Raw genomic sequence first — 26,246 nt, forward strand, 5'->3', positions numbered from 1 at the left:
CCGCGCGGCCCGGGCTCACGCGGTGGGGTTGATCCGGAAGACCGGGTGCTTGGGGGCGATCGCGCGCAGTTCGGCGTCCGTGGAGGCCGGGCCGACGCCGTCGAAGAAGACACCGACCTCCGCCTTCCACCTCTTGAGGTAGGCGCGGAGCAGCGCGGGCTTCTCGTCGTCGGTCAGCTCGACGGCGGTGAAGGGCTGCACGTGCTTGCCCAGGTGCAGTTCGCCGCCGCCGGCCACGCGCATGTTGTGGGTCCACTGGACGTGGCCGCGCGGCGCCACCAGGTACTGGGCGCCGTCCAGCGTCAGCAGGTTGACGGGGGTGCGGCGCCACTCGCCGCTCTTGCGGCCGCGCACGGCGAGGACGCGGGAGCCCCAGACGCTGATGCCCCGGCGGGTCATCCACGCGACGGCCCGGTTCAGGACGTTCACCGTGAACCAGCCGGGCTTCATGACGTGGGCGCTGGGCTGAGCGGACATGGCATCCTCCGAAGGAAACTGTGAGCACTGCTCTCGCTTGAGATCAGTGTGCACGGATCGGCGCCCCAAAGCAAGAGCAGTGCTCTCGTTTCAGTGCGGTGCTCCGAAAGATGGCACACTGCTCTCCATGACCAGCGTTCAAGGAGCCCGCGCCCGCGCTCGTATCGAGATCACCGCCGCCATCAAGGACGAGGCCCGCGCCCAGCTCGCCGCCGAAGGCGCCGCCAAGCTCTCCCTGCGCGCCGTCGCCCGCGAGGTCGGCATGGTGTCGTCTGCGCTCTACCGCTACTTCCCCAGCCGCGACGACCTCCTCACCGCCCTCATCGTCGACGCGTATGACGCCGTCGGTGCCGCCGCCGAGGAGGCCCTCGCCGCATCCGGGTCCCGGGGCGAGGACCACCTCGCCCGCTGGACGGCCGTCTGCCGGGCCGTCCGCGCCTGGGCCCTCGCCCACCCCCACGAGTACGCGCTGATCTACGGCTCCCCCGTCCCCGGCTACTCCGCCCCGCAGGACACCATCGGCCCCGCCTCCCGCGTCGGCCTCGCCCTGATCGGCATCGCCCGCGACGCCCTCACCACCGACCGCGTCGCCCCGCCCCCGCTCCCCGAGGAGCTGCGCGCCGAGGCCGAGCGGATGGCCGCCGACTTCGCCCCCGACCTGCCGCCCGCACTCGCCGTCGCCCTGGTCGCCGCCTGGTCGCAGCTCTTCGGGCTGGTCTCCTTCGAGGTGTTCGGCCAGTTCAACCGGGTCGTCGAGGACCGGGAGGCGTTCTTCACCGCCGCCGCCACCCGCCTCGGCCGCGACATCGGCCTCCTGCCCCGCCCCTAGCCGCGCGCGTGCCCCCGCCACGTACGCGGCGTGGGAACCGCGGGCGGGGGCGTCGATGGCGTACTCCGGAGGGAGTACGTGTGATCACCACGTCCGGCTGACGCCGATCCGGCCCGGTCGCGTCTAGCGTGGCGGACATGGACCATCAGCGCAGACACGGCCACGGCGGCCCGCCCTGGGCGCCCGGCGTGCAGGGCGGACCCCCATGGCTGCGGCAGTGGGCGGACCGCGAGCCCGGCAGCGGGCTGCCCTGGCGCTCCACCCTCCTGATCGCGCTCTTCGTGATGGCGGGCTCCGGCTTCGCGGCCGAGAACCAGCCGGACCGCGCGTCGCTGGACGCGCTCGGGCGCGCGTTGTTGCTCCTCGGCTCCGCGCTTCTCCTGCTGCGCCACCGCCATCCGGTCCCCGTGGTCTTCGGCACCGCCGCCGTCACCCTCGTCTACTTCGGTGCCGGCTACCCCTACGGCCCGGTCTTCCTCCCCGTCGCCGTCGCCTGCTTCGCGGCCATCGTGCACGGCCACCGGCGCTCGGCCTGGTGGGCGCTCGGCCTGCTGTGGGCCGGACATCTGCTGATCGCCCACTGGCTCTACCGTTATCTGCCCCCGGACGGCGACCCGGGCGCGCCCTGGGGCCAGGAGATCCCCGTCGCCTTCTTCGTCGTGGCCGTCCTCGCCGCCTCCGAACTGGTCCGGGTTCGCCGCGAGCAGTGGGCACAGCAGCGCGCCGAACGCGCCGCGGCCGAGCGGCGCCGCGCCGACGAGGAACGGCTCCGGATCGCCCGCGAACTGCACGACGTCCTCGCCCACTCGATCTCCGTGATCAACGTCCAGGCGGGCGTCGGCCTCGCGCTGCTCGACACCGACCCCGAGCAGGCCCGCACCGCTCTCACCACCATCAAGGCGGCGAGCAAGGAAGCGCTCGGAGAGGTCCGCCAGGTGCTCGACACCCTCCGCGCCCCCGGCGAGGCCCCGCGCACACCCGCGCCGGGACTCGACCGGCTCCCGGAGCTGGTCGAACAGGCGGCCTCCGCCGGTCTGACCGTACGGACGTCGGCCGAGGGGGAGCCCGTGGCGCTGCCGCCGGGCGCCGACCTCGCGGCCTTCCGGATCGTCCAGGAGGCGCTGACCAACGTGGTCCGCCACTCCGGGTCCCGCACCGCGCGGGTCGTGATCGCGTACGGGCCCGGCACCGTGGAACTCCGAATCGACGACGACGGGCCGGCGACCGGCGGCGACGCCGGCGGAAGCGGCAACGGACTCGCCGGAATGCGGGAGCGCGCCACCGCGCTCGGTGGCACGATCGAGGCGGGCACCCGCCCGGACGGCGGCTTCCGGGTGCGCGCCGTCCTCCCCGTCCGCCCGAAGGAGACCCCGTGATCCGTGTGCTGCTCGCCGACGACCAGTCGCTGGTACGGGCAGGCTTCCGCGCCCTCCTGGACGCCCAGCCGGACATCGAGGTGGCGGGCGAGGCCGCCGACGGCGAGGCGGCGACGGCCAAGGCCCGCGAACTGCGCCCGGACGTCGTCCTTATGGACATCCGGATGCCGGTGCTCGACGGCCTCGCCGCCACGCGCAGGATCACCGGCGATCCCGGGCTCGGCGCGGTGAAGGTGGTCATGCTGACCACGTTCGAGCTCGACGAGTACGTCTTCGAGGCCATCCGCTCCGGCGCCTCGGGCTTCCTCGTCAAGGACACCGAACCGGAGGAGCTGCCGCGCGCCGTGCGTGCCGTCGTCCACGGCGACGCCCTGCTCTCGCCGGGCGTGACGCGGCGGCTCATCGAGGAGTTCGCGGCGCGCTCGAAGCCCCCGGCCGAGGTGTCCGGCCTCGACGAACTCACCGAGCGGGAACGGGAGGTGATGGCCCTGGTCGGCATCGGCCTGTCCAACGAGGAGATCGCCCGGCGCCTGGTCGTCAGCCCGCTGACCGCCAAGACCCATGTGAGCCGCACGATGGTGAAGCTCGGCGCCCGCGACCGCGCCCAACTGGTCGTCCTGGCCTACGAGTCGGGCCTGGTGCGCCCCGGCTGGCTGGGCTGACGACGCGTACGGGCCATACGAACCCGGGCCCGACCCCTCACGATCAGATGATCGCCGACTTCTCCCGCCAGAGCCGGGCGAGCGACCCGTCGCCCGCCACTGTCACCGACACCTCGTGCTCGGGAAGCCGGTTCCAGAGCGTCAGATACAGACGGTCGGCAGGACCGCTCATCTCGCAGTCCGTGGCGACCTCCCGGTCCGCCGCGCCGCGTTCCGTACGGGGCGCCTCCGGCGACAGCCGTACGGTCCACACGTCACCCGTGTCCGTGGCGCGGACCCGCAGGATCCGCGGCTCCGGCGTGCGTACCCGGCTGCGCTCGCGGGCGTGGAAGGCGCGCAGCAGCTCGTCGATCCCGTCCGCCGCGAGCGCGGGGTCCACCGGGCCGGGACGTCCCGACGGCAGGGCGGACTCGGCGTCCACGCGATGGACGGTCGTCTCGTGCGCCTGCCGCCGCGCCCAGAAGGCCAACGGGGAGGCGGCGGGGAGGAACGTCCAGCACTCCAGGGACGCGGGCGCCGCCCGCAGGGCGTCGACGAGGCGGGTGTGGCCCTCGCGGTAGTGCGCGAGGAGCGCCTCGCCGTCGAGATCCGGCTCGCCGCCCTCCGGCTGGGAGGAGGTGTACCCCTCGACGACGAAGCCTGTCGCCCAGCGGTGCACCATCGTCGTGTGTCGCAGCAGATCCCGTACCCGCCAGCCCGGACAGGTCCCCACCTCGGCGTCCATGCCGGCCTCGGCCGCGGCGTCCGCAAGCGCCTTGCCCGCCGCGTCCAGGGCCCCGATGTGCGCGTCGATCGTCATGATCCCCATGCTGCGGATTCTGCCAGGGGAGGCCGGGCGCCGAGGCGGATTTTACGACGGCGGGACCGGCCGCGGCCCGTGCTGCGGCGGGCCGGGGCGCGCTGCCTGAATACGGCTACTCAATCCCTTGCGGAGACCTGCGCGTTCCGGGCCGCGTATCCGATCACGGCGGCGCCCGCCGCGAGGACGGCGACGGTGGTCAGGGCCACGGGCAGGGAGAACCAGTCGGCCAGGAAACCGATGGACGGCGGGCCCAGCAGCATGCCGCCGTAGCCGAGGGTGGAGGCGGCGGCGACACCACTCGGGCCGGCGATCGCGCCCGCCCGGGCCACCGCGACCGGGAAGATGTTGGCCAGGCCGAGTCCGGTCACCGCGAAGCCGAGCAGGGCGGCCCAGACGCTCGGGGCGAGCGCGCCGAGCAGCATGCCCGCGGCGGCGGTCGCCCCGCCCGCGACCAGGGTGCGGGTCTGGCCGAGCCGTTCGAGCAGCGCGGTGCCGGACAGCCGCCCGGCAGTCATGGTCAGCGCGAAGAGCGAGTAGCCGGCGGCGGCGACGCCGGGGTGGGCGTGGAGGTCCTGCTCCAGGTGGAGCGCGCCCCAGTCGGCCAGGGCGCCCTCGCCGTACGCGGTGCAGAGCGCGATCACCCCGAAGACGACGACAAGCCCGCGCGAACCGGCCCTTCCCCGGGGCCGGCCGGCGGCCGGGGCCGCCTCCGGCGGGGCGGGGGACGGCTGCCGGAGCAGTACGGGACCGGCGAGAGCCGTCAGGAGAAGCCCGACGGCCGTCAGACCCAGGAGATGCGTCGCGGGGGACACGCTCCCGGCGACGAGCCCGCCGATCCCCGCGCCGAGCATCCCGCCGAGGCTGAACGCGGCGTGGAGGGAGGGCATCACCGGGCGGCGCAGCGCGGTCACCAGGTCGACGGCGGCGCTGTTCATGGCCACGTTGATTCCGCCGTACGCCGCGCCGAAGACGAGCAGGACGAGGCCCAGGGCGAGCGGGGAGTGGGTCAGGGCGGGCAGGGCGATGGAGAGCGAGAGCAGTACGGCGGTGGCGACGGTGACGGCATGGCTGCCGTAACGCCGGCAGAGCCGCCCGGTCAGGGTCATGGTGACCACGGCACCTGCCGACACCCCGAGCAGCGCGAGCCCGAGATCGCTTGCGGAGGCGCCGGTCTGCTGCTTGATGGCCGGGATCCGGACCACCCAGCCGGCGAAGAGGAAGCCGTCGAGGGCGAAGAAGAGGGTCAGGGCGGAGCGGAGGCGGGACAGGGAGGGGGCGGTGTCTCCGCCAGGGCCCCCCGGAACGGCCGTCCGTACTTTGTTTAGTAGCGGCACAAACTCAGGATAGGGGCGGAGCGGTACGGATTTCAACCGGCCGGTCCTCGGGGGTACGAGCCGCGCGCGAGGGTGTCCGGATCGTTGGAGGCCCATGCGGCGGGCGCCCTCCAGGACGCGTTCGCCGCCGCCGCGACGGCCGTCGTCGCGCGTATCCTGGCGCTCAGCAGAGGGGCGAGGACCAGCAGCTGGTACGGCGGCTGCGGGGTGTCCTGAGATCCCGTACCCGGGCCGTCTTTCCGGAGCGTGCTATGACACCTCCCGTTTCCGCCGCGCCGCTCTCCGCCCGCGTACCGCGCAAACCACCGGACCTCCCGATCATGGGAGACTCGCCCCCATGAACGGCAAGGCGACCACGACCAAGACACGGCTGGACAGAGGGCGCGGAGCGCTCGGGCCCGCGCTGGAACTGGTGCACACGGGCCGAGCGCCGACCCGCGCCGTGCTCACCGCCGAACTGGGCGTCACCCGCGCTACCGCCGGCGCCGTCGCCGCCGAACTGGAAGCGCTCGGTCTGATCCGCGTCGACTCCAACCCCGGCGCCGCCGCCGGTTCGCAGGGCCGCCCCTCGCACCGGCTCGCCGTCGACGAGAAGGGCCCCGTCGCCCTCGCCGCCCAGGTCCACGCCGACGGCTTCCGCGCCGCGCTCGTCGGCCTCGGCGGCACGATCGTCGCCACCGCGCCCGGCTGTGTCACCGTCTCCGCGGACCCCGCCCAGGTCCTCGGTGCCGTCGTCGACGCCGGCGCCGCCCTGCTCCACGAGAGCGGGCGCCGCTGCGTGGGAGCCGGCCTCGCCGCCCCGTCGGCGGTCGCCGAACCCGAGGGCACCGCCCTCAATCCGCTCCACCTCGCCTGGCCGGCCGGCGCCCCGGTGCGGGAGATTTTCGCCGAACGCGTACGGGCCGCAGGCATCGAGGGCCCCGCCTTCACCGGCAACGACGTCAACCTGGCCGCCCTGGCCGAGCACCGGCACGGCGCGGGCCGCGGTGCCAAGGACCTGCTCTGCGTGGCCACCGGGCACCGCGGCGTCGGCGGCGCCCTCGTCCTCGACGGGCGCCTGCACACCGGCAGTTCGGGTCTCGCCCTGGAGGTCGGTCACCTCACGGTCAACCCCGAGGGCCGCCCGTGCCACTGCGGCAGCCGTGGCTGCCTCGACGTCGAGACCGACCCGCTCGCCTTCCTCACCGTGGCGGGCCGTGACCCGGGGCCGGAGGTGTCGCTGCTTCAGCAGGCCCGCGACCTGCTCCGCACGAGCCCCGACGACCCGGGGGTACGGGCCGCCACGGAGGAGCTGATCGACCGTCTGGGGCTCGGCCTCGCGGGCCTGGTGAACATCCTCAACCCCGACCGGATCATCCTCGGCGGACTGCACCGCGAACTGCTCGACGCCGACCCCGACCGGCTGCGCGCCGTCGTCGCCGACCGCAGCCTGTGGGGACGCAGCGGCGGCGTCCCGATCCTCGCCTGCACCCTCGACCACAACAGCCTGGTGGGCGCGGCGGAGCTGGCCTGGCAGCCGGTCCTGGACGACCCACTTTCCGCCCTGGGCCAGCCGACGGCCTGACACCCGGTCGGGCCTCGCTCGGAGAGCCGGTGGTCCGACCCTCATCCCCGCCGGCTGACCAGCGACGACCGTTCCGGTGCCGACACATGCAGCACCTGGAAGAGCTCGCCCGCGTCCGCCGGCGGCTCGGCGCCCTCCGCCCAGAGGGTGAAGAACAGCAGCTCCCAGTGCCGGGGATCGATCGCGAGCGCGGCCGCCACCACGCCGTCCGCACGCGCCACGCGCGCGTGCGCGGCGAGCGCGTCCGCCACGGCCTCGCCGGGCGCGTCGGCGTCTCCGAGTCGGGCCCGGCGGCGCGTCGCGGTCCTCGGCGCCGTCGTGGCCGCCGGACCCTCCTCGTACGCGAGGCCCGCCCAGTGCTGCACCACCGGCCGCCCGAAGTCGCTCACGATCCCCTGGAAACCCGCGCCCCAGAGGAAGGAGTTCATGCCTTCCGGGGTGTTCCAGAGGTAGAACGGCGCGTACTGGTTCACCGGCGATCCGTCCTCCCGCTCGTCCTCCCGCTCGCGGACCAGATACGCCTTGAGTCCGAGCCCGCGGAAGTCGTCGAGCAGGTGCCCCCTGGTCGCGACCCGTCTGCGGATGATCCCCATGTCGTAGTCGGCGGGGAGGGTGATCTCGTACTGCATGGCGTGCATCGGGCGTTCTCCGGTTCTCTGACGGGAATTCAGGAGGTACGGGACGACAGCAGGGCCAATAGACCGCGGACGGCGGTGTCGAAAGCCGCGGGAGAGCCGGAGGCGCGGGCCAGGACATAGCCGCCCTGTACGGTCGCCACGATCGTGGCCGCCAGCTCGGCCGGATCCAGCGGACCTGTCAACTCGCCGCTGTCCAGGCCCTCCTGGAGAATTCCGGCGAGCAGCCCGCGCAGCCAGTCGAGCGTCTCGTCGACCGGTGCGCGCAGTTCCTCGCTCGCCATGACGTCCGGATCCATCGTCAGCCGGCCCACCGGGCAGCCGCGCAACACCTCGCGCTCGCGCAGCAGATACGCCTCCACGCGCGCGTACGCCGATCCTCCGCCGCTCAGGACCGCCTCGGCCGTCGCCCGCATCTCCTCCGCCGTGCGACGGATCGCGGCCAGCGCCAGATCCGGCTTCCCGGCGAAGTGGTGGTACATGCTGCCCTGCCCGGCCCCGGCGGCCTGCTGGATCGCCTTCGGGCTCGTCCCCACGTAGCCGCGCTCCCAGAGCAGCTCCCGGGTGGCCTCGATCAGTCGCTCGGACGTCGTCATGGCAGCAGTGTACATACCAGTAGGTACAGACCTCGGAGCAGCCCGGAGCGCCGTCCGTACTCCCCACGTCGTACGCGCGAAGCCGCTGGCCGTACGACGACGCGGACCCCCTCCTCGCGCGACTCTCGAACCAACATCACCTGACTCCCTGAGGAGCTGACCGTCATGAACACCCTGGCTCACGAGGGCGGGGGCCCCTGGTTCCTGTTCATCCCGATCTTCTGGGCGGCCGTCATCTTCGCCGTCTTTGCCGTCAGGCGCCGCATCGGGTGGCAACGCCACCGCGGCCCCGACGAGCAGTCGCCGCTCTCCCTGCTCGGCCACCGGTTCGCCGCCGGTGAGATCGACGAGGACGAGTACTGGCGCCGGCTGAGCGTCCTGGACGAGCAGTTCGGCCGCGACGCGACGCGGGGGCGCAAGCGATGACCGCCACAGCCGCCACCGTGCCCGCCACCGGCATCGCCGCCCGGGTCGCCGACGCCGTCAAGATCTACGGCGTCGGCGACGCCGAGGTCAGGGCCCTGGACGGGGTGAACGTCGACTTCCCGGCCGGCCGCTTCACCGCGATCATGGGCCCCTCGGGGTCCGGCAAGTCCACACTGATGCACTGCGCCGCCGGCCTCGACACCCTGACCTCCGGTTCCGCGTTCATCGGCGACACCGACCTCTCCACCCTCGACGACCGGCGGCTGACGCTGCTGCGCCGCGAGCGGATCGGGTTCGTGTTCCAGGCGTACAGCCTGCTGCCCACCCTCACCGTCGCCGAGAACATCACCCTGCCCCTCGACCTCGCCGGAACCGTCCCGGACCGTTCCTGGCTTGACGCCCTCATCGACACCGTCGGCCTGCGCGACCGGCTCCACCACCGGCCGAGCCAGCTCTCCGGCGGCCAGCAGCAACGCGTCGCCGTCGCCCGCGCCTTCGCCGGCACCCCCGACGTCGTCTTCGCCGACGAGCCGACCGGCAACCTCGACTCCCGCTCCGGCGAGGAGGTGTTGCGGCTGCTCGGCCGCACGGTCCGGCAGACCGGCCGTACGGTCGTCATGGTCACCCACGACCCGGTCGCCGCCGCCCACGCCGACGAGGTGCTCTTCCTCGCCGACGGACGGCTCGTCGACCGCATGGCGGAGCCGACCGCCGAACGCGTCCTCGACCGCATGAAGGCCTTCGACGGCAGGACGCCCGCTCCCGGACCAGTGGTGCCGTCATGAACGCCTCCCTGAAGCTCAGCGTCTCCGCCCTGCGCGCCCACAAGCGGCGCTTCGCCGGCACCTTCACCGCGATCCTGCTCGGCGTCGCGTTCCTGACCGGCACCCTCGTCATGGGCGACACCCTGCGCGCGAGCTTCGACTCGCTCTTCGGCAACGCCACCAGCGGCACGGACGCCGTCGTCCGCAGTACGAGCGTGGTCACCGTCGAGGGCGAGAGCCGGGGCACCCGCAGTTCCGTCGAGGCCTCCCTCGCCGACCGGATCGCCCAGGTGCCCGGCGTCGCCGCGGCCGTTCCCCGGATCGAGGGCGCTGGCCAGCTCGTCGGCGCCGACGGCAGGCCCATCGGCGGCCAGGGCCCGCCCACCCTCGCCGGCAACTGGATCGACGACGCCGCGCTCAACCCCTACGCCCTGGCCGAGGGCCGCGCACCGGAACGGTCCGGCGAGGTCGTCGTGAACCGCGGCGCCGCGAAGACGGGCGACCTGTCCGTCGGCGACACCACGGTGCTGCGCACCCCCGACCCGGTGAAGGTCACCGTCGTCGGCCTGGCCACCTTCGGCGGCGAGGACGGCATGGGCCAGGTCACGTACACCGGCATGACCCGCGCCGACGCCGAGAAGTACCTGACGCCGAAGCCCGGGGACGCGGCGGGCATCCTCGTACGGGCCGGGCCCGGCACCTCGCAGCAGGAGCTCGTCGACGCGCTCGCGCCCGTACTCCCCGAAGGCGTCGAGGCGATCACCGGGGAGCAGTCGGCCCAGGAGAACACCGACATGATCTCGGGGCAGTTCCTCACCCTCTTCACCACGTTCCTGCTGGTGTTCAGCGGGGTCGCACTGCTGGTGTCCGTCTTCTCCATCCACAACACCTTCGCGATCGTGGTCGCCCAGCGGACCCGCGAGAACGCGCTCCTGCGCGCGCTCGGCGCCTCCCGCCGTCAGATCCTCGGCTCGACGCTCGTCGAGGCCGTCGCCGTCGGCCTGGTCGCCTCCGCGGCGGGACTCCTCGGCGGCATCGGCGTGGCAGCCGGTCTCCAGGCGCTCTTCCCGGCGATCGGCTTCCCCTTCCCCGAAGGGGACCTGGTCATCAGCGGCCTGTCGATGGCGCTGCCCTTCGCCGTCGGCCTCGCGGTCTGCGTCGGCTCGGCCCTGCTGCCCGCCGTGAAGGCCGGGCGGACCGCGCCCCTCGCCGCTCTGCGCGAGACCGCCCTGGACGATTCGGGCGCCTCGCGCGTCCGCGCCCTCCTCGGCAGCGGGCTGCTGCTCGCCGCTGTCGCCGTGGTGCTCACCGGCGTCCTGGCGACCCCGTCGCTATGGCTGGCCTCCGCCGGGGCTGTGCTCGCGCTCGCCGCGTTCGTCGTCCTCGGCCCCGTGGCCTCCTCGTACGCCGTACGGATCCTCGGCGGGCCGCTGAGCGGCGCCAACCGGGGGCTCGCCCGGCGCAACGCCCTGCGCAGCCCCAAGCGGACCGCCGCGACCGCCACCGCACTGATGATCGGCGTCGCAGTCGTCTCGCTCTTCACGGTCTTCGGCGCCTCGCTGAAGGCGACGATGGACCAGACGGTCTCGCGCTCCTTCGCCGGAGACGTCGCCGTCAGCACGCCCTCGTTCGGCGCCGGGGGCAGCGGGCTCAGCCCGCGGCTCGCCCCGGCGCTCGCGGCGCTGCCCGAGGTGGAGACGGCCGTCGGCCTCGGACAGGGCGTCGCGGAGATCGACGGCGAGGGCCGGGCCCTGACCGTCACCGATCCGGCCGCCCTCGCCCGCTCCTTCGACCTCGGCCAGGTTCAGGGATCGCTGGAGGGTCTCGGTACGGACGGTATCGCCGTCGCCGACGCGGAGGCGGACAAGTCCGGCCTGAAGCCCGGCAGCACCACCGAACTGGCCTTCACCGACGGCAGCCGGCGCACCTTCACCGTCAAGGCCGTCTACGAGCAGCCGGAGCTGGCCGGGGACTACGTCGTCACCCGCGAGGCCTGGGCCCCGCACCGCACCCAGGACTCCGACACGCTCGTCTCCGTGAGCTTCAAGGACGGCGTCTCGGCGGAGGCGGGCACGGCGGCCGTCGAGGAGGTCGCCGCGCAGTACGGCAACCCGGAGGTGCAGACGCGGGACGAGTACGCCGAGTCCTCAGCGGGCGGCATCGACATGATGCTCACGCTGGTCTACGCGCTGCTCGCGCTGGCCGTCCTGATCGCGCTGCTCGGCATCGCCAACACGCTGACCCTCGCGGTCCACGAGCGCACCCGCGAACTCGGCCTGCTGCGCGCCGTCGGACAGACCCGGGCCCAGCTGAAGGCCATGGTCCGGTGGGAGTCCGTCCTGGTCGCGGCCTTCGGCACGGTGGGCGGTCTCGCGCTCGGCGGCTTCCTCGGCTGGGTCCTGGTCAAGGCGTCCGACGGAGCGAGCGACAGCGCGTTCGCCTTCGCCGTACCGCCTCTGCAACTCGCGGTCGTCGCCCTGGTCGGCCTGGCGGCGGGCGCCGTGGCGGCCTGGCGTCCGGCGCGCAGGGCGGCGCGCCTGGACGTGCTCCGCGCGATCGCCACGGAGTGACGCCGCCCCACCGTCGTCCGGTCAGCCCGCCAGGGCCGAGCGGGCGACCGCCGGGGCGTGGGCCGGCTCCTGCGGGGTGCCGAAGGGGACGCCGTCCAGGCTTGTGCCGTGTGCGCCGCGGAAGCGGGTGTGGCCGACGAAGGGGCCGTCGGTGGTCGCGCCGTACACCGCGTGCGAGCGGGGCGGGAGGGCAACCGCGGGCGTGGGCGCCGGCAGCGTGAACCAGACGACCTTCCCGGTGTCGTGCGGACGGATGCCCCAGCTCTCGCTGACGGCTTCGATGATGGCCAGACCGCGGCCCGAGGTGGCGAACTCGTCGATGCCGTCGGGGTTCATGCGCCCCGACCGGGCGTCGACCTCCGGTATCCGCGGGTCGTGGTCGTGGACCGAGACGGTGAGACGATCGAGCAGCAGCTCGATCTCGACGGTGCACATCTTGTCCGGCTGTGCGTGCCGGTGAACATTGGTCAGCAGCTCGGTGACACCGAGCGCCGCATGGTCGATCAACGCGTCGAGATGCCAGTAGCGCAGATGCGCCGATACGATCCTGCGGACCTGACCGATCCGCGACGGCAGGGCCTGGAGCTCCACCGTGCAGTGCCTGCTTGGCTCGCTGATCACGGCTGCGACTCCCCGAAGTTGAGGTCCGGAAGAAGACGAAGATTCGGATCTGTCATGCGTACAGCAGGGCGGCGGCTGGATCACAGCCTGGATCACAGCGTCACCGCCGGTTAACCCTCGGTGAGGTGGTTCCAGGGTGAACCAGTAGTGACCGCCCCGCAACTCGCGGCGACCTTCCGCAGGTGACCTGGCGTTTCATCGCTCCTTGGCGGCCCTCTTCAGCGCTTCGAGAAAGCGCCCGGGCCCCGACGGGCGCGTGCCCGCCCCGTCCATGGTCAGCCGGTAGCGCGTCCCGTTCACCTTCGCCACCGTCTCGTCCGACTTGGCGAACCAGGGCCGCCCCGCCCGTACGGAGCCCACGGGGGCGCTGTCGATCTCGCTGCCGTAACTCGTCAGCAGCGACAGCCGTCCGTCCTCGATCCGGACCTCGCCCGCCCGCGTCAGCGAGCGCGGCCAGCGCTCGATCCGTACGCCCTTGGCAGTGAACTCGGGCTCCGCCATGTCGCTCCGCCCCCTTCGCACCGGTTGCTCCGTCCAGTGTGCCGGGCGGGCCGCGACCGCACCAGAGGCCCTCGCGCACGGGACTCCCGAGGGACTCCCAAGGGACTCCTATGGACCCCCAAAGTGAACGTTTGTGCAGGTGAGGGAGTTATCGTCGGCAGTGGGGGACCTGCTGGGCAGACGAGGAGAAGCACGCATGAGCACCACGGAGAACACGGCGCGGGCCGCGGTCGCGACGGTCGACGTCGACCACAGCGACCCGGCGTACAGGGCCTGGCTGAAGGAGGCGGTCCGCAAGGTGCAGGCCGACGCCAACCGCTCCGCCGACACCCACCTGCTGCGCTTCCCGCTCCCGGAGTCGTGGGGGATCGACCTCTACCTCAAGGACGAGTCGACCCACCCCACCGGCAGCCTCAAGCACCGCCTCGCCCGTTCCCTCTTCCTCTACGGTCTCTGCAACGGCTGGATCCGGCCCGGCAAGCCCGTCATAGAGGCCTCCAGCGGCTCGACGGCCGTCTCCGAGGCGTACTTCGCCAAGCTGATCGGTGTGCCGTTCATCGCCGTGATGCCCCGCACCACGAGCGCCGAGAAGTGTCGGCTGATCGAGTTCCACGGCGGCCAGTGCCACTTCGTCGACGACTCCCGCACCATGTACCAGGAGTCTGCGGCCCTCGCCGAGCGCACCGGCGGGCACTACATGGACCAGTTCACCTACGCCGAGCGGGCCACGGACTGGCGGGGCAACAACAACATCGCCGAATCGATGTACCAGCAGCTGAAGTTGGAGCGCTATCCCGAGCCCGCGTGGATCGTCGCCACCGCCGGCACCGGCGGCACGTCGGCGACCATCGCCCGCTACGTGCACTACATGCAGCACGACACCCGGATCTGCGTCGCCGACCCGGAGAACTCCTGCTTCTTCGACGGCTGGACCAACAACGACCCGGGCGCCACCTCCGACTGCGGCTCGCGCATCGAGGGCATCGGCCGGCCTCGGATGGAGCCCAGCTTCGTACCCGGCGCCATCGACCGGATGATGAAGGTCCCGGACGCCGCGAGCGTCGCCGCCGTCCGCGCCCTGGAGACCGCGATCGGCCGCAAGGCGGGCGGCTCCACCGGCACGGGCCTGTGGAGCGCGCTGAAGATCGTCGCCGAGATGGTCGAACAGGGCCGTACCGGCAGCGTCGTGACGCTGCTCTGCGACCCGGGCGACCGCTACCTCGACAAGTACTATTCCGACGCCTGGCTGGCCGAGCAGGGCCTGGACATCGCGCCCTACGCGGCCGCTATCGACCGGTTCCTGGCGACGGGTGTCTGGCCGGAGTGAGCCGCCGGTCCAGCTTGCGCATCGCGTCGCGGAAGGACTTGCCCACGCCGGGGCGCGCCAGCCGCATCGCGAGCAGACAGGGCCTGCTGCCGTCGACCGCCATCGTCCACCGGACCCGGGTGCCCGAGCCGGCGGGGGAGAGGGCCCAGTCCTCCACCATGGCGCCGACGCCCGGGGCGTTGGTCTCGTCGATGCGGTACGCGTAGCGGGTGTCCGGGTCGTGGGCGAGGATCGTCTCCTGGAACACGATCCCGCCGCGCAGTCGGACCGTGCGCCCCGCGCCGTCGGCGGTCGGGATCGCGGAGGCGACGGCGGTGAACCAGGAGGGCATGGAGCCCAGTTCCACCGCGATCGAACGGAACACGGCGGGCGGCGGCGCCGCGACCTCGGCCGTGAACACCAGCCGTACGGGCGCGGAAGCGGCGAAGTCGAGCTCCACAAGCTTGAGTCGGCGAGCCATGGACCGTCCCTCCCGAGGCGCGGATCTGAGGCCCCGTAACCCTAGTTGACGTACCGTCAATTGCCCAGCAGTCCGTCCATCGCCCGGCCGAACAGCCTCCGTCCGGCCAGGGCCAGTACGGGATCGAGCGCGCCGGGCACCCCGCGTACGCGCAGCTCCTCCACCCACACCGCACGGGCGCCGCCACCCGTGGCCGCGTGCACCTCGATCACCACCCGGCCGAGCACCACACGCCCCCGCTTCTCAAGGCCGCACCTCCCCGGCCGCCCGGGCGCGGGAGGTTCCCAGACCACGACCTCCATGGGGTCGTCGAAGGCGAGCCTCCCGATCCCGGTACGCGCCACGAACCGGGTGCCCACGCCCGTGGGACCGGGGGAGAGCATCCGCGTCCGGGTGAGCGGAACCAGGCGGCCGTGGGCGGTGAAGTCGGTGAGCCGACGCCACACCTCCTCCACCGGCAGCCCCGAGCGACGCTCGAGGCGGATGAGACTCACCCCTCGTCGCCCGCCGCGAACCCGTCCCCTTCCCTGCCCCCGTCGCTGTCCCCGTCCTCGCCCGCCACCAGCAGGCCCGGCAGATGCTCCGACATCTCCGCCCGGGTCTGCGGGGACACGCCCGGGTCCGTCACCAGGATGTCTACCTCGTCCAGCCGCGCGAACGAACTCAGGCCCACCGTCCCCCACTTGGTGTGGTCCGCGACCACCACCACCCGGCGGGCCGAGCGCATCAGACGCCGGTTCGTCTCCGCCTCCGCGAGATTCGGCGTCGAGAGACCCGCTTCCACCGAGATCCCGTGCACCCCCAGGAACAGCACGTCGAAGTGGAGCGAGCGGATCGCCTGGTCGGCCACCGGCCCCACCAGTGCGTCCGACGGGGTCCGCACCCCGCCCGTGAGGACCACCGTCGCCGCGCCTGGCCGTGCCTCGCCGCCCGCGCCGGTCTGCTGAGCCGTGTGGAAGACGTCGGCGACCCGGACCGAGTTGGTCACCACCGTCAGATCCGGCACGTCGAGGAGATGACCGGCCAGAGCGAACGTCGTCGTACCGCCCGACAGCGCGATCGCCGAACCCGGCGCCACCATCCGCGCCGCCGCCCGGGCGATCTCCTCCTTCGCGCCCAGTTCGAGCGCGGACTTGGCCTCGAAGCCCGGCTCGTGCGAACTCGTCTCGACCACCGGCACGGCGCCGCCGTGCACCTTCTCGACGACACCCTGGCGCGCCAGCGCGTCCAGGTCCCGGCGGATGGTCATGTCCGAGACGTTGAGCCGCCGCGTCAGCTCATTGACCCGTACACCGCCACGTCGCCGCACCTCGTCCAGAATGAGGGCGCGCCGCTGCTCCGCGAGGAGATTCTGATGGTCGCTCACCACCGGGGCCGATCCTTCCGAAGGGAACTGGGGGATGGAGGGCGGATTCCGTGAGAGCCGTGCACCGGCGCCCGGGTTTCCACGATCCTGATTGTCTGCCGTCGAATCCTCCCACCCAGAGAGCGAGACACCGAAGTGCCCCCTGCCACACCCCCGCCGAAGAGCGGCGGAGCGGCGCTCGAGCTCCTCGTCCACGGCGTCGGCGGAGCCACCCCCCAGGACATGCTGGGCGATCCGCGCACGGTACGGGTCACCGGCGACACGACCGCCGCCATGCACCGTCGCACCGACGACGCCGACGCGGAGGACCACCCCGAGCGCTACGCCGAACGGCCGGTCCCGGAGGCGTACTGCTGGGCCAACCTCACCTCCGGCAACGGCGCCCGGGCCCTGTGGCTGCTGCTCCTGCCCTTCATGGTCGCCAACCTCGCCCACTGGATGCGCCCGCCGGCCAAGGGACACCCGCGACTGGTCCGGCTGTACGGGACGCTGGTACGGCTCGTCGCCCTCACCCTCACGGTGCTGCTCACCGCCGCCGCGTGCGAGGTCGCGCTCGATCTGACGGCCTGGCAGTGCGCGGGATCGGCCGCCTGCTCGGACGACCGCTCCTGGCTCGGCTTCCTCTCCGCCGAGCGCAGCGGCTGGTGGTCCCAGCCGGGCCGCAGGCTCGCGCTCGCCGCCGCGGTCCCGGCCGCGCTGGTGGGGCTGCTCTGGTACCTCTCCAACCGGACGTGGAGCGCGTACGAGGCCCAGCGCCCACCCACCGGCTACGACGAGGACCTCGCCGGCCCCAGGGAACCGGCCGACACCACCCCAGACACCGCCACCCCCGACACCGCCACCCCCGACACTGAGAGCGCCGACGCCGCGACCCCCGACACCGAGAGCGCGGACGCCGAGAGCGCCGACGCCGAGCCCGCCGTCGAAGTCCGCCCCGCCCTCGGCCGGCCCGGCTTCTGGTACGGCCGCCGTCTCGTCGCACGGCTGCGCGCCGCCCACACGGCCGCCGGGTTCCTGACCGTGGCCGCCGCGGTCACCGGAGCCGCCGCCCGCCACGACCGGGCGGCACCCGACCTCCTCCTCGACGCGCTCGCCCGGTCCCTCCAGGCGGCCTACGTGGTCCTCGCCGCCGTCGTCGTCTGGGTCGTCTGCCGCCGCGGCCGCAGCGAGAAGCGCCTCGACCTGCGCCTCGAACGGGCCCTGGTCTCCTGGCTCCCCGGCACCTCGCTGCTCCTGCTCGCCCTCGCCGTCCTGCACGCCGGCTGGTCCCGCCCCGAGTGGCGCTCCACCGGCACGCTGCCCGGCGACGCCACCTTCGGTGTCCTGACCCTGGCCCAGGGCGCCCTCGTCGTGGCCCTCGGCGCGGTCGCCCTCCTCCTCCACCGCCCGCGCCGCGACCCGCGCACCGCCCTCCACGGCCTCGGCGGCCCCGCCGTCGCGATGCTCGCCTGCGCGCTCGGCGGAGTGATGTCCGGCGGGGTGGCCCAGCGCGTCGCCGACTGGCTGGACGGGCCGGGCACGCCCGGCATGGGCGCGGTCTCGGCCATCGCCCCGCCCGTGCTGCTCAGCTGGCAGGCGTCCGTCATCCCGGTCCTGCTCCTGCTGCTGCTCGCACCGGCCGTCCTCCTCGCCGTGCGGACCGCCCGCGCCGCCCGCCGCCTCGGACCCGTCGTCGAGGCCGACTACGGTACGGACGACCCGGACCCGGTCCGTACCGGACGGATCGCCGCCACCCGTGCCACCGCCTCCCTCACCGACGCCGCCCCCGCCCTCGTCGGCACCATCTCCGGCGCCACCCTGCTGCTCGGCGCCGGTTCCGTGGCCGGCGCCTGGGCCAGCGGCAACGTCCCCGGCCGCGCCTTCGACGGCGCCCACCCCGCCCTCGCGTCGGCGGCCTCCACCGCCCAGGCACTCGGCTCCTGGATGATCGGCTTCGGCTTCCTGCTCTTCGTCACCTGGGGCCGCCGCGCCTACAAGGACGCGTCCGCCCGCCGTACGATCGGCATCCTCTGGGACGTCGGCACCTTCTGGCCGCGCGCCGCACACCCCTTCGCCCCGCCCTGCTACGCCGAACGGGCCGTCCCCGACCTCACCTGGCGCATGAGCTCCTGGACCCGGCACACCGGCGGCCGGCTCGTCATCTCCGGCCACTCCCAGGGCAGTGTGCTCGCCGCGGCCGCCGTCTGGCAGCTGCCCCCGCTCACCCGCAGCCGCGTCGCGCTGCTGACGTACGGATCCCCCCTGGAGCGGCTCTACGGGCGCTGGTTCCCGGCCTACTTCGGCCCCGGACCGCTGCGTGCCCTCTACGGGACGATCCACTGCTGGAGCAACCTCTACCGGGCCACCGACCCGATAGGCGGGCCCGTGCGGGTGCCCGCCGCCGGGGACAGGCCGGCCGTCGACAGTCCGGCCCTGCTCGACCCGGTCGTGTACGGCCGCACCCCCGAACACCCGCTGCCCGAGCCGATCCTGGGCCACTCCGACTACCAGGCCGACCCGGCGTTCGCCGCCCAACGGTCCGTACTCCTGGACCGGTTGCCGCCCGCCCTGCCGCGCCAGCGCGCCGGAGACGCCAACGAACAGGCGGATCAGGGAAGTTCGGGCAGGTCCTCCGGATAGAGCAGTGTCAGGTCGTCCGTGCTCGCGTCGGCGAGCACGGCGACCCGGCCGGCGTGCCGCTCCACCATCGACTCGAACGTCTGCCGGGCCGTACGGCCGTTGCCGAACGCCGGGCCCTTCGGCAGCTCGGTGAAGTACTTCCGCAGCGCCTCGTCCGTACCCGGGGCGAGCCGGTACTCGTGGTCGTCCGCCTGCTGCTCCACGATCCGCAGCAGCTCGTCCGGCATGTAGTCGCTGAAGGTGATGGTCCGTGAGAAACGTGAGGCCACACCGGGGTTGACGGTCAGGAAGCGTTCCATCTCGGCCGTGTACCCGGCGACGATCACCACCACCGCGTCCCGGTGGTCCTCCATCAGCTTCACCAGCGTGTCGATCGCCTCACGCCCGAAGTCGCGCCCGGAGTCCTCCGGCGACAGCGCGTACGCCTCGTCGACGAACAGCACCCCGCCGCGCGCCCGGTCGAAGGCCTCCTGCGTGCGGATCGCGGTCGAGCCGATGTGCTCGCCGACCAGGTCGACCCGGGAGACCTCGACCAGATGGCCGCGTTCCAGGACGCCGAGCGAGGCGAGGATCTCGCCGTACAGCCGGGCCACCGTCGTCTTGCCGGTGCCCGGGTTGCCGGTGAAGACCAGATGGCGGCGGACCGAGGCCGCCTTGAGGCCCGCCTCCTGCCGCCGGCGGCCGACCTCGATCATGTTGGTGAGCGTCCGCACCTCGTGCTTCACGCTCTCCAGGCCCACCAGCGCGTCCAGTTCGCCGAGCACGTCCTGCGAGGACCGGGCGGCGGACACGGGTTCGGGGGCCGGCGCGGGCGGGGGAACGACGGGGGAGCGCGGCGAGGGAACCGTACCGAGCAGACCCGCCGACTGTGCCGTCGCCGTCAGGACGGTCCCCGGATCGGAGGCCGGTGCGCCGCGCACCCCGCTCTCGTCGCTCGTGCAGTCCTCGGCGACCGCGCCCTCCTCCGGGAACTCGTACCCGCCTCGCGCGCACCGCTCCGTACGGCACTTGCGCAGGCTCGTGCGGCAGCCGTCCATCACATGGAAGCCGTAGCCGCCGCTCCCCGTCACCCGGCAGCCGTGGAAGGAGCCCCGCCCCTCCGCCGACACGTAGAACCCGGCCTCGGCGGGCGAGGTGACCGTGCACCGCTCGATCGTCGGGTCCGCGCCCTTGGTGACGATCACCCCCGTCTGCACGGCGTCGATCGTGCACCCGCCGAGCGTGCCCCCGCTGCCGTGGTCCCGGAACCAGGCGCCGGTGGACGCCTCCCGGATCCGGCAGTCGTCGAGCTGCGCGGTCGCCCCGTCGCTCACCGACACCGCCGTGTTCCGCACCTGCGACAGATCGCTGTCGACGACGTCCACGCGCGAGCCCCGGTCGAGCACGAAGAGCGCGTCCGGCACATCGTGCACCCGGCACGCGTCGAGGACGGCGGTCGCGCCGTCGCTGACCCACACCGCCGGATAGTCGCCCGTACTGTCGTGGATCTCGCACTGGTTGGCGTCCACCCGCGTGCCCGGGTCCCACACCGAGAGCCCGTTGCGGCCGAAGCGGCGCACGGTCGAGCGGGTCAGCGTCAGCACCGAGCGGGACCGCAGGTCGACCGCGTTCTCGGGGATGTCGTGGATGTCGCAGTCGGAGAGGGTCAGGACCGCGTCCGTGTCGAGCGTGATGCCGTCGGCCGACGTGCGGTGCACCGAGGAGTCGGTCAGATGCGCGGTGGCGCGCGCCGCGATCTGAAGACCGGCGCCCTTGATCTCGTACACCTCGCAGCCGATGCCCTCCAGGCCGCTGCCCTCGCCGGTGACGGTGATCCCGGCGCCGGAGGCGTGGTGGACCCGGCAGCGCTCGAGCCGCGGATGGGCGCCGCCGCGCACCGAGACCCCGGACTGCCCTGCCGCGACGATCTCGCACTCCTCGAACACCCCGCCCGCGCCGTCGAGTACGGCGATACCGACGCCCGCCGGATTGTCGACGGTGATGCGACGGACCGTGGGACGGGCCGCGCCGCGCACCTCGAGACCGGCGGCCGAACGGGTCACGATCCGCAGATCGAGCAGCTCGGGGGTGCCGTCCTCGACGAGCAGCGCCGGCGCGGCGGAGTCCTGACCCTCCACATGCAGATCCTGGACGGTCGCCGACGCCCGTACGGTCAGCGGTACGCCGTCCACCGGGGCGATCCGGACCGAGCCCGTCCCGCCTTCGGGGCCGCGCAGGGTGACGGCCCGTTGGATGACGAGGTTCTCCCGGTACGTGCCGGGCGCGACGGTGAGGACGTCGCCGTCCCCGGCCGCCTCCAGGGCTGCGGCGAGGGAGGCGTACTCACCCGTGCGGCGCCGCCACCGCGATGTGCCGGTGTGCGTCACCTGGACCGTGCCCTGTGCCATGGGTGTGCTCTGCCCCCGCCTCATGCGTCGCCGGTGATCCGATGCCCCACCGTAGCGCGCGCGGGGGCGCCCGGTTGACGGGTTCGGAGCTGTCCGGCGGCCCTGAGCCGTGGAGCGCCCCTAGCTGCCCGCGCCCGTACGGCCCCAGTCCGGACCGGCCTTGGCCCACGCGCGGTCGAGCTGCTCGTACCGCCGGTGTACGAGCCGACGTACGACCAGTCTCCTCACCGCCTCCACGAAGACCCCCGCCAGAGCCGCCGCGAGCAGCCCGACGACGAGCGCGTGCGCGTGGGCGGTCTCGGGCCTCATCGGCGGGGACACCGGGCGCCCGGCACGGTCGGTCCACAGCCGGAAGGTGTCGCCCGGATCGGAGAGCTCCCTGCGAGTGGCCACCGTGCCCGTACGGGACGTGCCGTCCGGGGCCGTCCAGCGCGCCACGACGGCGCGGCGGGCCGGCTGCTCGCCCACGGCCTCGGGGCTCTGCAGGCCCGGAGCAGGCGTGTCGGCGAGCCGGATCACCTCGGCCGTCGTGGCCAGCCGCTGCCGGCTCTGGAGCTGGACGGCGCGCTGGAGGGAGGCATCGGTCCGGGTGCCTGAGATCCAGCCGGCGGTGGGGACGGCGAGCGCGAGCAGCACGAACGCCGTGAGCGCGACCCACGCCTCGATCAGGTCCGTGGTCCGGCGCAGGGGATTGTGCCGCCAGCGCCAGACTCCGGTGGCTGTGCGCACGCCCACACCCCCTCGTCGTCCTGGTTCTCCCAACGAGTCTGCCCCGGGGGCGGGTTCCCCGCCCGTCGGGACGCGAAGTGTGACGCGATCGCGTGTACGGGTGTGCTGTGTGTTGTCAGCCGAGGATCTTGACCTCGTCGCCGACCCGGATGGTGCCCGGGTGCTCCGGGACCAGGTTCTGGCCGAAGATCAGCCGGTTGCCCTCCTTGCGGTGCCGGGCGAGAGTCCGCAGCGGCTCCTTGCCGCGCTCGGCCGTGTGCTGGTCGGTCGTGGTCACGACGCAGCGGCCGCAGGACTTGGCGACCCGGAACGTGACCTCGCCGATGGCGAGCCGGGTCCAGCCGTCCTCGGCCCAGGGCGCGGTCCCGTCGAGGACCACGTTCGGCCGGAAACGGTTCATGGGCAGCGGGCCCTCGTCGGCGTGATCCCCCTGGGCGATCAGCGAATTGAGGGCGTCGAGGGAGGAGGCAGTGGTGACCAGGAGCGGATAGCCGTCCGCGAAGCTCACGGTCTCCCCCGGCCGTGCGTACTCCGGATCGATCGGACGCCGGCGCGCCGGGTCGTCCATGTGGACGAGCCGGACCTCCGTCTCCAGATACGCGCTGAACCACGCGTCGGCGTCCGGGCCGGCCGGGACCGCCTCCACCGGAGTCTCGAAGACCTCCACCCGGATCGTGGCCGCCGGCCGCGGCACGTCGACTGCAAGCGCGGGCAGGCCGGCGGCGGACACGCTGATGCCACCGCCCGGCAGCGGTTCGGCCGAGGCCAACGCCATCCGTGGATGGCGGCGTTGGGTCACGACCTTGCCCGACGCGTCCACGACGGTCCAGCGGCGGTCACCAGCCAGTCCCCATGGCTGGACCTCCGCCTCGGCGGGCGCGTACCCGCGCAGTGCCTTGACCGGGTGGACATGGACGGAGCGCAGACGAGGATTCGGCATACCGACATCCTGCCAGCCGCTCCGCTCACGGAGTCGGTCAGTACCCCTGGCCCTGGTACGGGCGGTTGTAGGGGTCCTGGTACGGAGCGGGCGCCGGGACGGGCCGTGCGGCCGCCGGGCGCATCGCCTCGTACCCCGTGGCCGCCGGACGCGGCTGCTGCGGGTGCTGGACACCCGGGTAGCCGCGCGGTCCCGCGGGCTGCTGCGGGATGTACGGCGCCGGCGCGTGCTGCAGCGGCACGGGGGCCATCTGCTGCGTGGGCTGCGGGTAGCCGTACGAACCCCCACCGCCGTAGGAGGGGGCGGGGCTGGGTGCCGCCGGGAGGGCGGGCAGCGCCGAGGGCAACGCCGGCAGGTAGCTGCTGCCGGTGTCGTACATGGCTGGCACTCGGATCGGGGCGATCTGAGGCGTGCCCCGCTCCGCGACCAGGGAGTCGTAGATCGGGGTGTCGGGGAACGACGGCGCGGTGTAGTAACCGCCTCCGTAGGTGGAGCGGGGGGAGGTCATGGCCATAAGTTAAGCCCACGATGTGCTGGTTGGGGAGCCCGATAAGAGGGTTGTTTGACGGGTTCTGAGTGACCGTCGATCCACAATGCGAGCGAACGTGACAAAAACGGTCGCGCTCAGAACCCCCGAAGTGCCGTCGATCTTGAAAAGGCGAGCTGAGGAGGGGTTACCCACGGGTCCGCCCGGCGCGTGTGCGTGTCCGGCATTAGCTTGACGTAAAGAAATCTTGATACGCGGAAGCCAGGGTGGGGGGCGAGCATGTCCATGCTTAAAGGGGCCAATGTTCCGGTGGCGGCGCGCAGTGTGCGCGTGGAATTGGGCTGGCGTTCAGGCAGTGGCGTGCCGGACGTGGACGCCTCGGCGCTACTCCTCGTATCCGGAAAAGTGCGCTCCGACGCGGACTTCGTTTTCTACAACCAGCCCACGCACGCCTCGGGCGCGGTACGGCACGAGGGGAAGTCCGGCTCCGACGGCCTCGTCACCGATGTCCTCGTCGTGGACCTGGACGGCGTGGAGCCGGAGGTCGAGCGGATCGTCCTCGCGGCCTCGGCGGACGGCGGCGACTTCGGGCGCGTGCCGGGCCTGTTCGTACGGGTGACGGACGCGGACGGCGGCGCGGAGCTGGCCCGCTACGACAGCGCGGACGCGACCGTCGAGACGGCGTTCGTCCTCGGAGACCTCTACCGGCGGGACGGTGCCTGGAAGTTCCGGGCGGTGGGGCAGGGGTACGACTCCGGCCTCGCGGGCCTCGCGACGGACTACGGCATCTCGGTCGAGGAGGCGGAGGCCGAGGTACCGGAGGCCGTGGAGCCGGAGGAACCGGTGGCGGCGCCCGCACCCGTCACCGCCGCACGGCCCGTACGGCTCACCAAGGTCACCCTCACGAAGGAATCCCCGACGGTCTCCCTTACCAAGGACATCGGAACGACCGGCGGCGTGATGCGGGTGAACCTCAACTGGGCCACGCGTACGGAGAAGACGGGCGAATCCCGCGAAACCCGCACCAGACTCTGGGGCCTCGGCCGCCGCCGCGCCGCCGGGCCGCCCGCCTCCGCCGGCCTCGATCTCGACCTGTGCGTCCTCTACGAACTCGCCGACGGCTCGAAGGGCGTGGTCCAGGCGCTCCAGGGCTTCGGCTCGATGGACGAGCCCCCGTACATCCAGCTCGACGCGGACGACCGCACCGGCGCCCGGGCCGAGGGGGAGAACCTCACCATCAACCTCGACCACAAGGACGAGTTCCGCCGGATCCTCGTCTTCGTCGTCATCTACGAGGGCGCGAGCGACTTCGCCGGCCTGCACGCGACCGTGACCCTCCAGCCGCAGGACGGCGCCCCCGTCGAGTTCTCCCTCGACGAGTGCACCGTGCCCGCCCGGACGTGCGCACTCGCGCTCCTCACCCAGGAGGACGGCGACCTGGTCGTGCGGCGCGAGGCCCGGTTCCTGGTGCACCAGCCGGGGATCTCCATGCAGCAGACCGCCGACGAGGCCTACGGCTGGGGCCTCACCTGGACCCCCGCCGTCAAGTGAGTCACCGGTCGGGCGCCGCCTCGGGACGGGCGTAGGTCCGCCCCTTCCAGGCGGCGCCCCGGCCCCGGTAGTGCTGCACCGCCGAATCCACCGTCATGAGGAGGTAGAGCAGCGCGGTGAAAGGGAGCGTGGGCGCGAGCCATAGGGGCTGCCCGTAGTAACGGAGCATCGGGAGGTACGTCCCCGCCATCACCGCCCACGCGAGCCCGCCCGCCCAGCCGGCGACCGCGTCCCCGCCGAACAGGCCGGCCGCCAGGGCCGCCGGGGGAGCCAGATAGACGACGGCGAGCCCGGCGACCGTCCCGGCGAGCACGAGCGGATTGTGCCGGAGCTGGGCGTACGCGCTGCGCGAGACCATCCGCCACAGGTCCGAGAGGTGCGGATAGGGGCGGACGGAGTCCACCCGCTCGGCGAGCCCCAGCCAGATCCGCCCGCCGGCCCGCCGCACCGCCCGGGCCAGCGCCACGTCGTCGATCACGGCCTGCCGGATCGACTCCGGCACCCGCGCCCGCACCGCCGTCTCCGTCCGCAGCAGCACACAGCCCCCGGCCGCCGCCGTCGCCCGCGGACGAGAGCGGCGGTTGATCCAGCGGAAGGGATACAGCTGGGCGAAGAAGTAGACGAAAGCCGGCACGACCAGGCGCTCCCAGACACTCGCGACCCGCAGCCGGGCCATCTGGGACACCAGATCCAGATCGTCCGCCCGTGCGGCGGCGACGAGCCGACGCAGGCTGTCCGGCTCGTGTGCGATGTCGGCGTCCGTGAGGAGCAGGTACTCGGGGGCGCGGGTCTCGGGGCCACGCGCGCGTGCCAGGGCGATTCCGTGGCGCAGCGCCCACAGTTTGCCCGTCCAGCCCGGCTCGGGCTCGCCCGGCGACGTGACCGTCAGCGGAAGCCCGCCGTACCGCAGGGCCAGCTCACCGGCCAGCTTCCCCGTGCCGTCCGCACTGCCGTCGTCGACGAGCACGATCTCCGCCTCGCCCGGATAGTCCTGCGTGAGGAGCGACGGCAGACTCAGCGGCAGGACCTCCGCCTCGTCCCGCGCCGGTACGACGACGGCGACCCGCGGCCAGACCTCCGGCTCCACGCGCGCGTGGCCGGCCGGCAGGCGCTGATCGGTACGCCAGAAGAACCCCTGACCCAGCAGCAGCCACCCCCAGGCGGCCAGCGAACCCACAGCGATCCAGGCAATGGCGCTCATTCGCCGCAGTCTGCCCCAGATC

At 73.2% G+C, this 26,246-nt stretch carries 26 protein-coding genes; 11 read left to right on the plus strand and 15 right to left on the minus strand.

Annotated features, from left to right (window positions below; all coding sequences use genetic code 11):
• Positions 1–15 precede the first annotated feature (15 nt).
• On the minus strand, positions 16–477 hold the full coding sequence (locus ACZ4VI_RS14065; protein ID WP_467999456.1) for a nitroreductase family deazaflavin-dependent oxidoreductase: 462 nt from the start codon (positions 475–477) through the stop codon (positions 16–18).
• Between the two features lie 127 nt (positions 478–604).
• Here ACZ4VI_RS14065 and ACZ4VI_RS14070 point away from each other — a divergent pair, with 127 nt between their 5' ends.
• The 3 genes from ACZ4VI_RS14070 (at position 605) to ACZ4VI_RS14080 (ending at position 3,344) form a co-directional block, all read left to right on the plus strand.
• Positions 605–1,306: a TetR/AcrR family transcriptional regulator gene (locus ACZ4VI_RS14070; protein WP_467999457.1), complete on the plus strand. Its 702-nt coding sequence runs from the start codon at positions 605–607 to the stop codon at positions 1,304–1,306.
• 137 nt (positions 1,307–1,443) lie between these two features.
• Positions 1,444–2,682: a sensor histidine kinase gene (locus tag ACZ4VI_RS14075; protein ID WP_467999458.1), complete on the plus strand. Its 1,239-nt coding sequence runs from the start codon at positions 1,444–1,446 to the stop codon at positions 2,680–2,682.
• Entirely contained in the window at positions 2,679–3,344 is a 666-nt protein-coding gene (locus ACZ4VI_RS14080; RefSeq protein WP_467999459.1) for a response regulator, read from the plus strand. Before ACZ4VI_RS14075 ends, ACZ4VI_RS14080 begins: the two co-directional genes overlap by 4 nt.
• 43 nt (positions 3,345–3,387) lie before the next feature.
• On the opposite strand, the gene ACZ4VI_RS14085 is transcribed toward ACZ4VI_RS14080, so the two are convergent.
• Both ACZ4VI_RS14085 and ACZ4VI_RS14090 read right to left on the minus strand, forming a co-directional pair.
• On the minus strand, positions 3,388–4,143 hold the full coding sequence (locus ACZ4VI_RS14085) for a maleylpyruvate isomerase family mycothiol-dependent enzyme (RefSeq protein ID WP_467999645.1): 756 nt from the start codon (positions 4,141–4,143) through the stop codon (positions 3,388–3,390).
• 119 nt (positions 4,144–4,262) lie between these two features.
• Positions 4,263–5,480 (minus strand): MFS transporter, encoded by a 1,218-nt coding sequence (locus tag ACZ4VI_RS14090; protein WP_467999460.1) that lies wholly within the window; start codon positions 5,478–5,480, stop codon positions 4,263–4,265.
• 72 nt (positions 5,481–5,552) lie between these two features.
• Between ACZ4VI_RS14090 and ACZ4VI_RS14095 the strand changes: the two genes are divergently transcribed.
• A complete protein-coding gene (locus tag ACZ4VI_RS14095; protein WP_467999461.1) occupies positions 5,553–5,696 on the plus strand; it encodes a hypothetical protein in 144 nt (47 codons plus the stop codon).
• A 121-nt stretch (positions 5,697–5,817) separates the two neighbouring features.
• Positions 5,818–7,044, plus strand: coding sequence for an ROK family protein (locus ACZ4VI_RS14100; RefSeq protein WP_467999462.1), 1,227 nt, complete (start codon positions 5,818–5,820; stop codon positions 7,042–7,044).
• A 41-nt stretch (positions 7,045–7,085) separates the two neighbouring features.
• On the opposite strand, the gene ACZ4VI_RS14105 is transcribed toward ACZ4VI_RS14100, so the two are convergent.
• Together ACZ4VI_RS14105 and ACZ4VI_RS14110 are read right to left on the minus strand one after the other, a co-directional pair.
• Entirely contained in the window at positions 7,086–7,682 is a 597-nt protein-coding gene (locus ACZ4VI_RS14105; protein WP_467999463.1) for a DUF4865 family protein, read from the minus strand.
• Between the two features lie 29 nt (positions 7,683–7,711).
• A complete protein-coding gene (locus tag ACZ4VI_RS14110; RefSeq protein WP_467999464.1) occupies positions 7,712–8,290 on the minus strand; it encodes a TetR/AcrR family transcriptional regulator in 579 nt (192 codons plus the stop codon).
• 150 nt (positions 8,291–8,440) lie between these two features.
• Between ACZ4VI_RS14110 and ACZ4VI_RS14115 the strand changes: the two genes are divergently transcribed.
• The 3 genes from ACZ4VI_RS14115 to ACZ4VI_RS14125 are packed head-to-tail and all read left to right on the plus strand — an operon-like array spanning position 8,441 to position 12,035.
• Positions 8,441–8,701 carry an SHOCT domain-containing protein gene (locus tag ACZ4VI_RS14115; protein WP_467999465.1) on the plus strand — a complete coding sequence of 87 codons (261 nt, stop codon included), beginning with the start codon at positions 8,441–8,443 and terminating at the stop codon, positions 8,699–8,701.
• Positions 8,698–9,486, plus strand: coding sequence for an ABC transporter ATP-binding protein (locus ACZ4VI_RS14120; RefSeq protein ID WP_467999466.1), 789 nt, complete (start codon positions 8,698–8,700; stop codon positions 9,484–9,486). Before ACZ4VI_RS14115 ends, ACZ4VI_RS14120 begins: the two co-directional genes overlap by 4 nt.
• Complete coding sequence (locus tag ACZ4VI_RS14125) at positions 9,483–12,035, plus strand: ABC transporter permease (protein ID WP_467999467.1); 2,553 nt, start codon at positions 9,483–9,485, stop codon at positions 12,033–12,035. Before ACZ4VI_RS14120 ends, ACZ4VI_RS14125 begins: the two co-directional genes overlap by 4 nt.
• 21 nt (positions 12,036–12,056) lie before the next feature.
• On the opposite strand, the gene ACZ4VI_RS14130 is transcribed toward ACZ4VI_RS14125, so the two are convergent.
• Together ACZ4VI_RS14130 and ACZ4VI_RS14135 are read right to left on the minus strand one after the other, a co-directional pair.
• A complete protein-coding gene (locus tag ACZ4VI_RS14130) occupies positions 12,057–12,656 on the minus strand; it encodes an ATP-binding protein (protein ID WP_467999468.1) in 600 nt (199 codons plus the stop codon).
• A 195-nt stretch (positions 12,657–12,851) separates the two neighbouring features.
• Entirely contained in the window at positions 12,852–13,157 is a 306-nt protein-coding gene (locus ACZ4VI_RS14135) for a hypothetical protein (RefSeq protein WP_467999469.1), read from the minus strand.
• 196 nt (positions 13,158–13,353) lie between these two features.
• Between ACZ4VI_RS14135 and cds1 the strand changes: the two genes are divergently transcribed.
• Entirely contained in the window at positions 13,354–14,484 is a 1,131-nt protein-coding gene (gene cds1 / locus ACZ4VI_RS14140) for an L-cysteine desulfhydrase Cds1 (RefSeq protein WP_467999470.1), read from the plus strand.
• On the opposite strand, the gene ACZ4VI_RS14145 is transcribed toward cds1, so the two are convergent.
• From ACZ4VI_RS14145 to ACZ4VI_RS14155, 3 genes are read right to left on the minus strand one after another with little or no spacing between them, the layout of a single operon-like run.
• Complete coding sequence (locus ACZ4VI_RS14145) at positions 14,444–14,944, minus strand: SRPBCC family protein (RefSeq protein ID WP_467999471.1); 501 nt, start codon at positions 14,942–14,944, stop codon at positions 14,444–14,446. The two genes, cds1 and ACZ4VI_RS14145, sit on opposite strands and share 41 nt — an antisense overlap.
• A 56-nt stretch (positions 14,945–15,000) precedes the next feature.
• Complete coding sequence (locus tag ACZ4VI_RS14150; protein ID WP_467999472.1) at positions 15,001–15,438, minus strand: SRPBCC family protein; 438 nt, start codon at positions 15,436–15,438, stop codon at positions 15,001–15,003.
• Positions 15,435–16,310, minus strand: coding sequence for a DeoR/GlpR family DNA-binding transcription regulator (locus ACZ4VI_RS14155; protein ID WP_467999473.1), 876 nt, complete (start codon positions 16,308–16,310; stop codon positions 15,435–15,437). The genes ACZ4VI_RS14150 and ACZ4VI_RS14155 overlap by 4 nt, the downstream gene beginning before the upstream one ends.
• 135 nt (positions 16,311–16,445) lie before the next feature.
• Between ACZ4VI_RS14155 and ACZ4VI_RS14160 the strand changes: the two genes are divergently transcribed.
• Entirely contained in the window at positions 16,446–18,929 is a 2,484-nt protein-coding gene (locus ACZ4VI_RS14160; protein ID WP_467999474.1) for a hypothetical protein, read from the plus strand.
• Here the strand turns inward: ACZ4VI_RS14160 and ACZ4VI_RS14165 are convergent.
• The 4 genes from ACZ4VI_RS14165 to ACZ4VI_RS14180 form a co-directional block, all read right to left on the minus strand.
• Complete coding sequence (locus ACZ4VI_RS14165; RefSeq protein ID WP_467999475.1) at positions 18,899–21,316, minus strand: right-handed parallel beta-helix repeat-containing protein; 2,418 nt, start codon at positions 21,314–21,316, stop codon at positions 18,899–18,901. The two genes, ACZ4VI_RS14160 and ACZ4VI_RS14165, sit on opposite strands and share 31 nt — an antisense overlap.
• 120 nt (positions 21,317–21,436) lie before the next feature.
• A complete protein-coding gene (locus tag ACZ4VI_RS14170; protein ID WP_467999476.1) occupies positions 21,437–22,045 on the minus strand; it encodes an Rv1733c family protein in 609 nt (202 codons plus the stop codon).
• Positions 22,046–22,160: 115 nt separating this feature from the next.
• Entirely contained in the window at positions 22,161–22,985 is an 825-nt protein-coding gene (locus tag ACZ4VI_RS14175) for an MOSC domain-containing protein (RefSeq protein WP_467999477.1), read from the minus strand.
• Between the two features lie 37 nt (positions 22,986–23,022).
• A complete protein-coding gene (locus tag ACZ4VI_RS14180; RefSeq protein WP_467999478.1) occupies positions 23,023–23,493 on the minus strand; it encodes a DUF6643 family protein in 471 nt (156 codons plus the stop codon).
• Positions 23,494–23,757: 264 nt separating this feature from the next.
• Between ACZ4VI_RS14180 and ACZ4VI_RS14185 the strand changes: the two genes are divergently transcribed.
• Complete coding sequence (locus ACZ4VI_RS14185; protein WP_467999646.1) at positions 23,758–25,023, plus strand: TerD family protein; 1,266 nt, start codon at positions 23,758–23,760, stop codon at positions 25,021–25,023.
• A gap of 1 nt (position 25,024) precedes the next feature.
• Here ACZ4VI_RS14185 and ACZ4VI_RS14190 read toward each other — a convergent pair whose 3' ends face one another.
• Positions 25,025–26,224, minus strand: coding sequence for a glycosyltransferase (locus ACZ4VI_RS14190; protein ID WP_467999479.1), 1,200 nt, complete (start codon positions 26,222–26,224; stop codon positions 25,025–25,027).
• Between the last annotated feature and the right edge of the window lie 22 nt (positions 26,225–26,246).

This window comes from Streptomyces sp. NPDC029169, assembly GCF_055563935.1.

What these genes read in the sequence shown, in the direction of transcription:
- ACZ4VI_RS14100 (WP_467999462.1), top strand. Translation starts at nt 5,818, where the DNA reads ATGAACGGCAAGGCGACCACGACCAAGACACGGCTGGACAGAGGGCGC.
- ACZ4VI_RS14190 (WP_467999479.1), bottom strand. Translation starts at nt 26,224, where the DNA reads ATGAGCGCCATTGCCTGGATCGCTGTGGGTTCGCTGGCCGCCTGGGGG.
- ACZ4VI_RS14145 (WP_467999471.1), bottom strand. Translation starts at nt 14,944, where the DNA reads ATGGCTCGCCGACTCAAGCTTGTGGAGCTCGACTTCGCCGCTTCCGCG.
- ACZ4VI_RS14175 (WP_467999477.1), bottom strand. Translation starts at nt 22,985, where the DNA reads ATGCCGAATCCTCGTCTGCGCTCCGTCCATGTCCACCCGGTCAAGGCA.
- ACZ4VI_RS14120 (WP_467999466.1), top strand. Translation starts at nt 8,698, where the DNA reads ATGACCGCCACAGCCGCCACCGTGCCCGCCACCGGCATCGCCGCCCGG.
- ACZ4VI_RS14065 (WP_467999456.1), bottom strand. Translation starts at nt 477, where the DNA reads ATGTCCGCTCAGCCCAGCGCCCACGTCATGAAGCCCGGCTGGTTCACG.
- ACZ4VI_RS14135 (WP_467999469.1), bottom strand. Translation starts at nt 13,157, where the DNA reads ATGGCGGAGCCCGAGTTCACTGCCAAGGGCGTACGGATCGAGCGCTGG.
- ACZ4VI_RS14165 (WP_467999475.1), bottom strand. Translation starts at nt 21,316, where the DNA reads ATGGCACAGGGCACGGTCCAGGTGACGCACACCGGCACATCGCGGTGG.
- ACZ4VI_RS14075 (WP_467999458.1), top strand. Translation starts at nt 1,444, where the DNA reads ATGGACCATCAGCGCAGACACGGCCACGGCGGCCCGCCCTGGGCGCCC.
- ACZ4VI_RS14185 (WP_467999646.1), top strand. Translation starts at nt 23,758, where the DNA reads ATGCTTAAAGGGGCCAATGTTCCGGTGGCGGCGCGCAGTGTGCGCGTG.
- ACZ4VI_RS14180 (WP_467999478.1), bottom strand. Translation starts at nt 23,493, where the DNA reads ATGACCTCCCCCCGCTCCACCTACGGAGGCGGTTACTACACCGCGCCG.
- ACZ4VI_RS14085 (WP_467999645.1), bottom strand. Translation starts at nt 4,143, where the DNA reads ATGACGATCGACGCGCACATCGGGGCCCTGGACGCGGCGGGCAAGGCG.
- cds1 (WP_467999470.1), top strand. Translation starts at nt 13,354, where the DNA reads ATGAGCACCACGGAGAACACGGCGCGGGCCGCGGTCGCGACGGTCGAC.
- ACZ4VI_RS14115 (WP_467999465.1), top strand. Translation starts at nt 8,441, where the DNA reads ATGAACACCCTGGCTCACGAGGGCGGGGGCCCCTGGTTCCTGTTCATC.
- ACZ4VI_RS14070 (WP_467999457.1), top strand. Translation starts at nt 605, where the DNA reads ATGACCAGCGTTCAAGGAGCCCGCGCCCGCGCTCGTATCGAGATCACC.
- ACZ4VI_RS14110 (WP_467999464.1), bottom strand. Translation starts at nt 8,290, where the DNA reads ATGTACACTGCTGCCATGACGACGTCCGAGCGACTGATCGAGGCCACC.
- ACZ4VI_RS14125 (WP_467999467.1), top strand. Translation starts at nt 9,483, where the DNA reads ATGAACGCCTCCCTGAAGCTCAGCGTCTCCGCCCTGCGCGCCCACAAG.
- ACZ4VI_RS14105 (WP_467999463.1), bottom strand. Translation starts at nt 7,682, where the DNA reads ATGCACGCCATGCAGTACGAGATCACCCTCCCCGCCGACTACGACATG.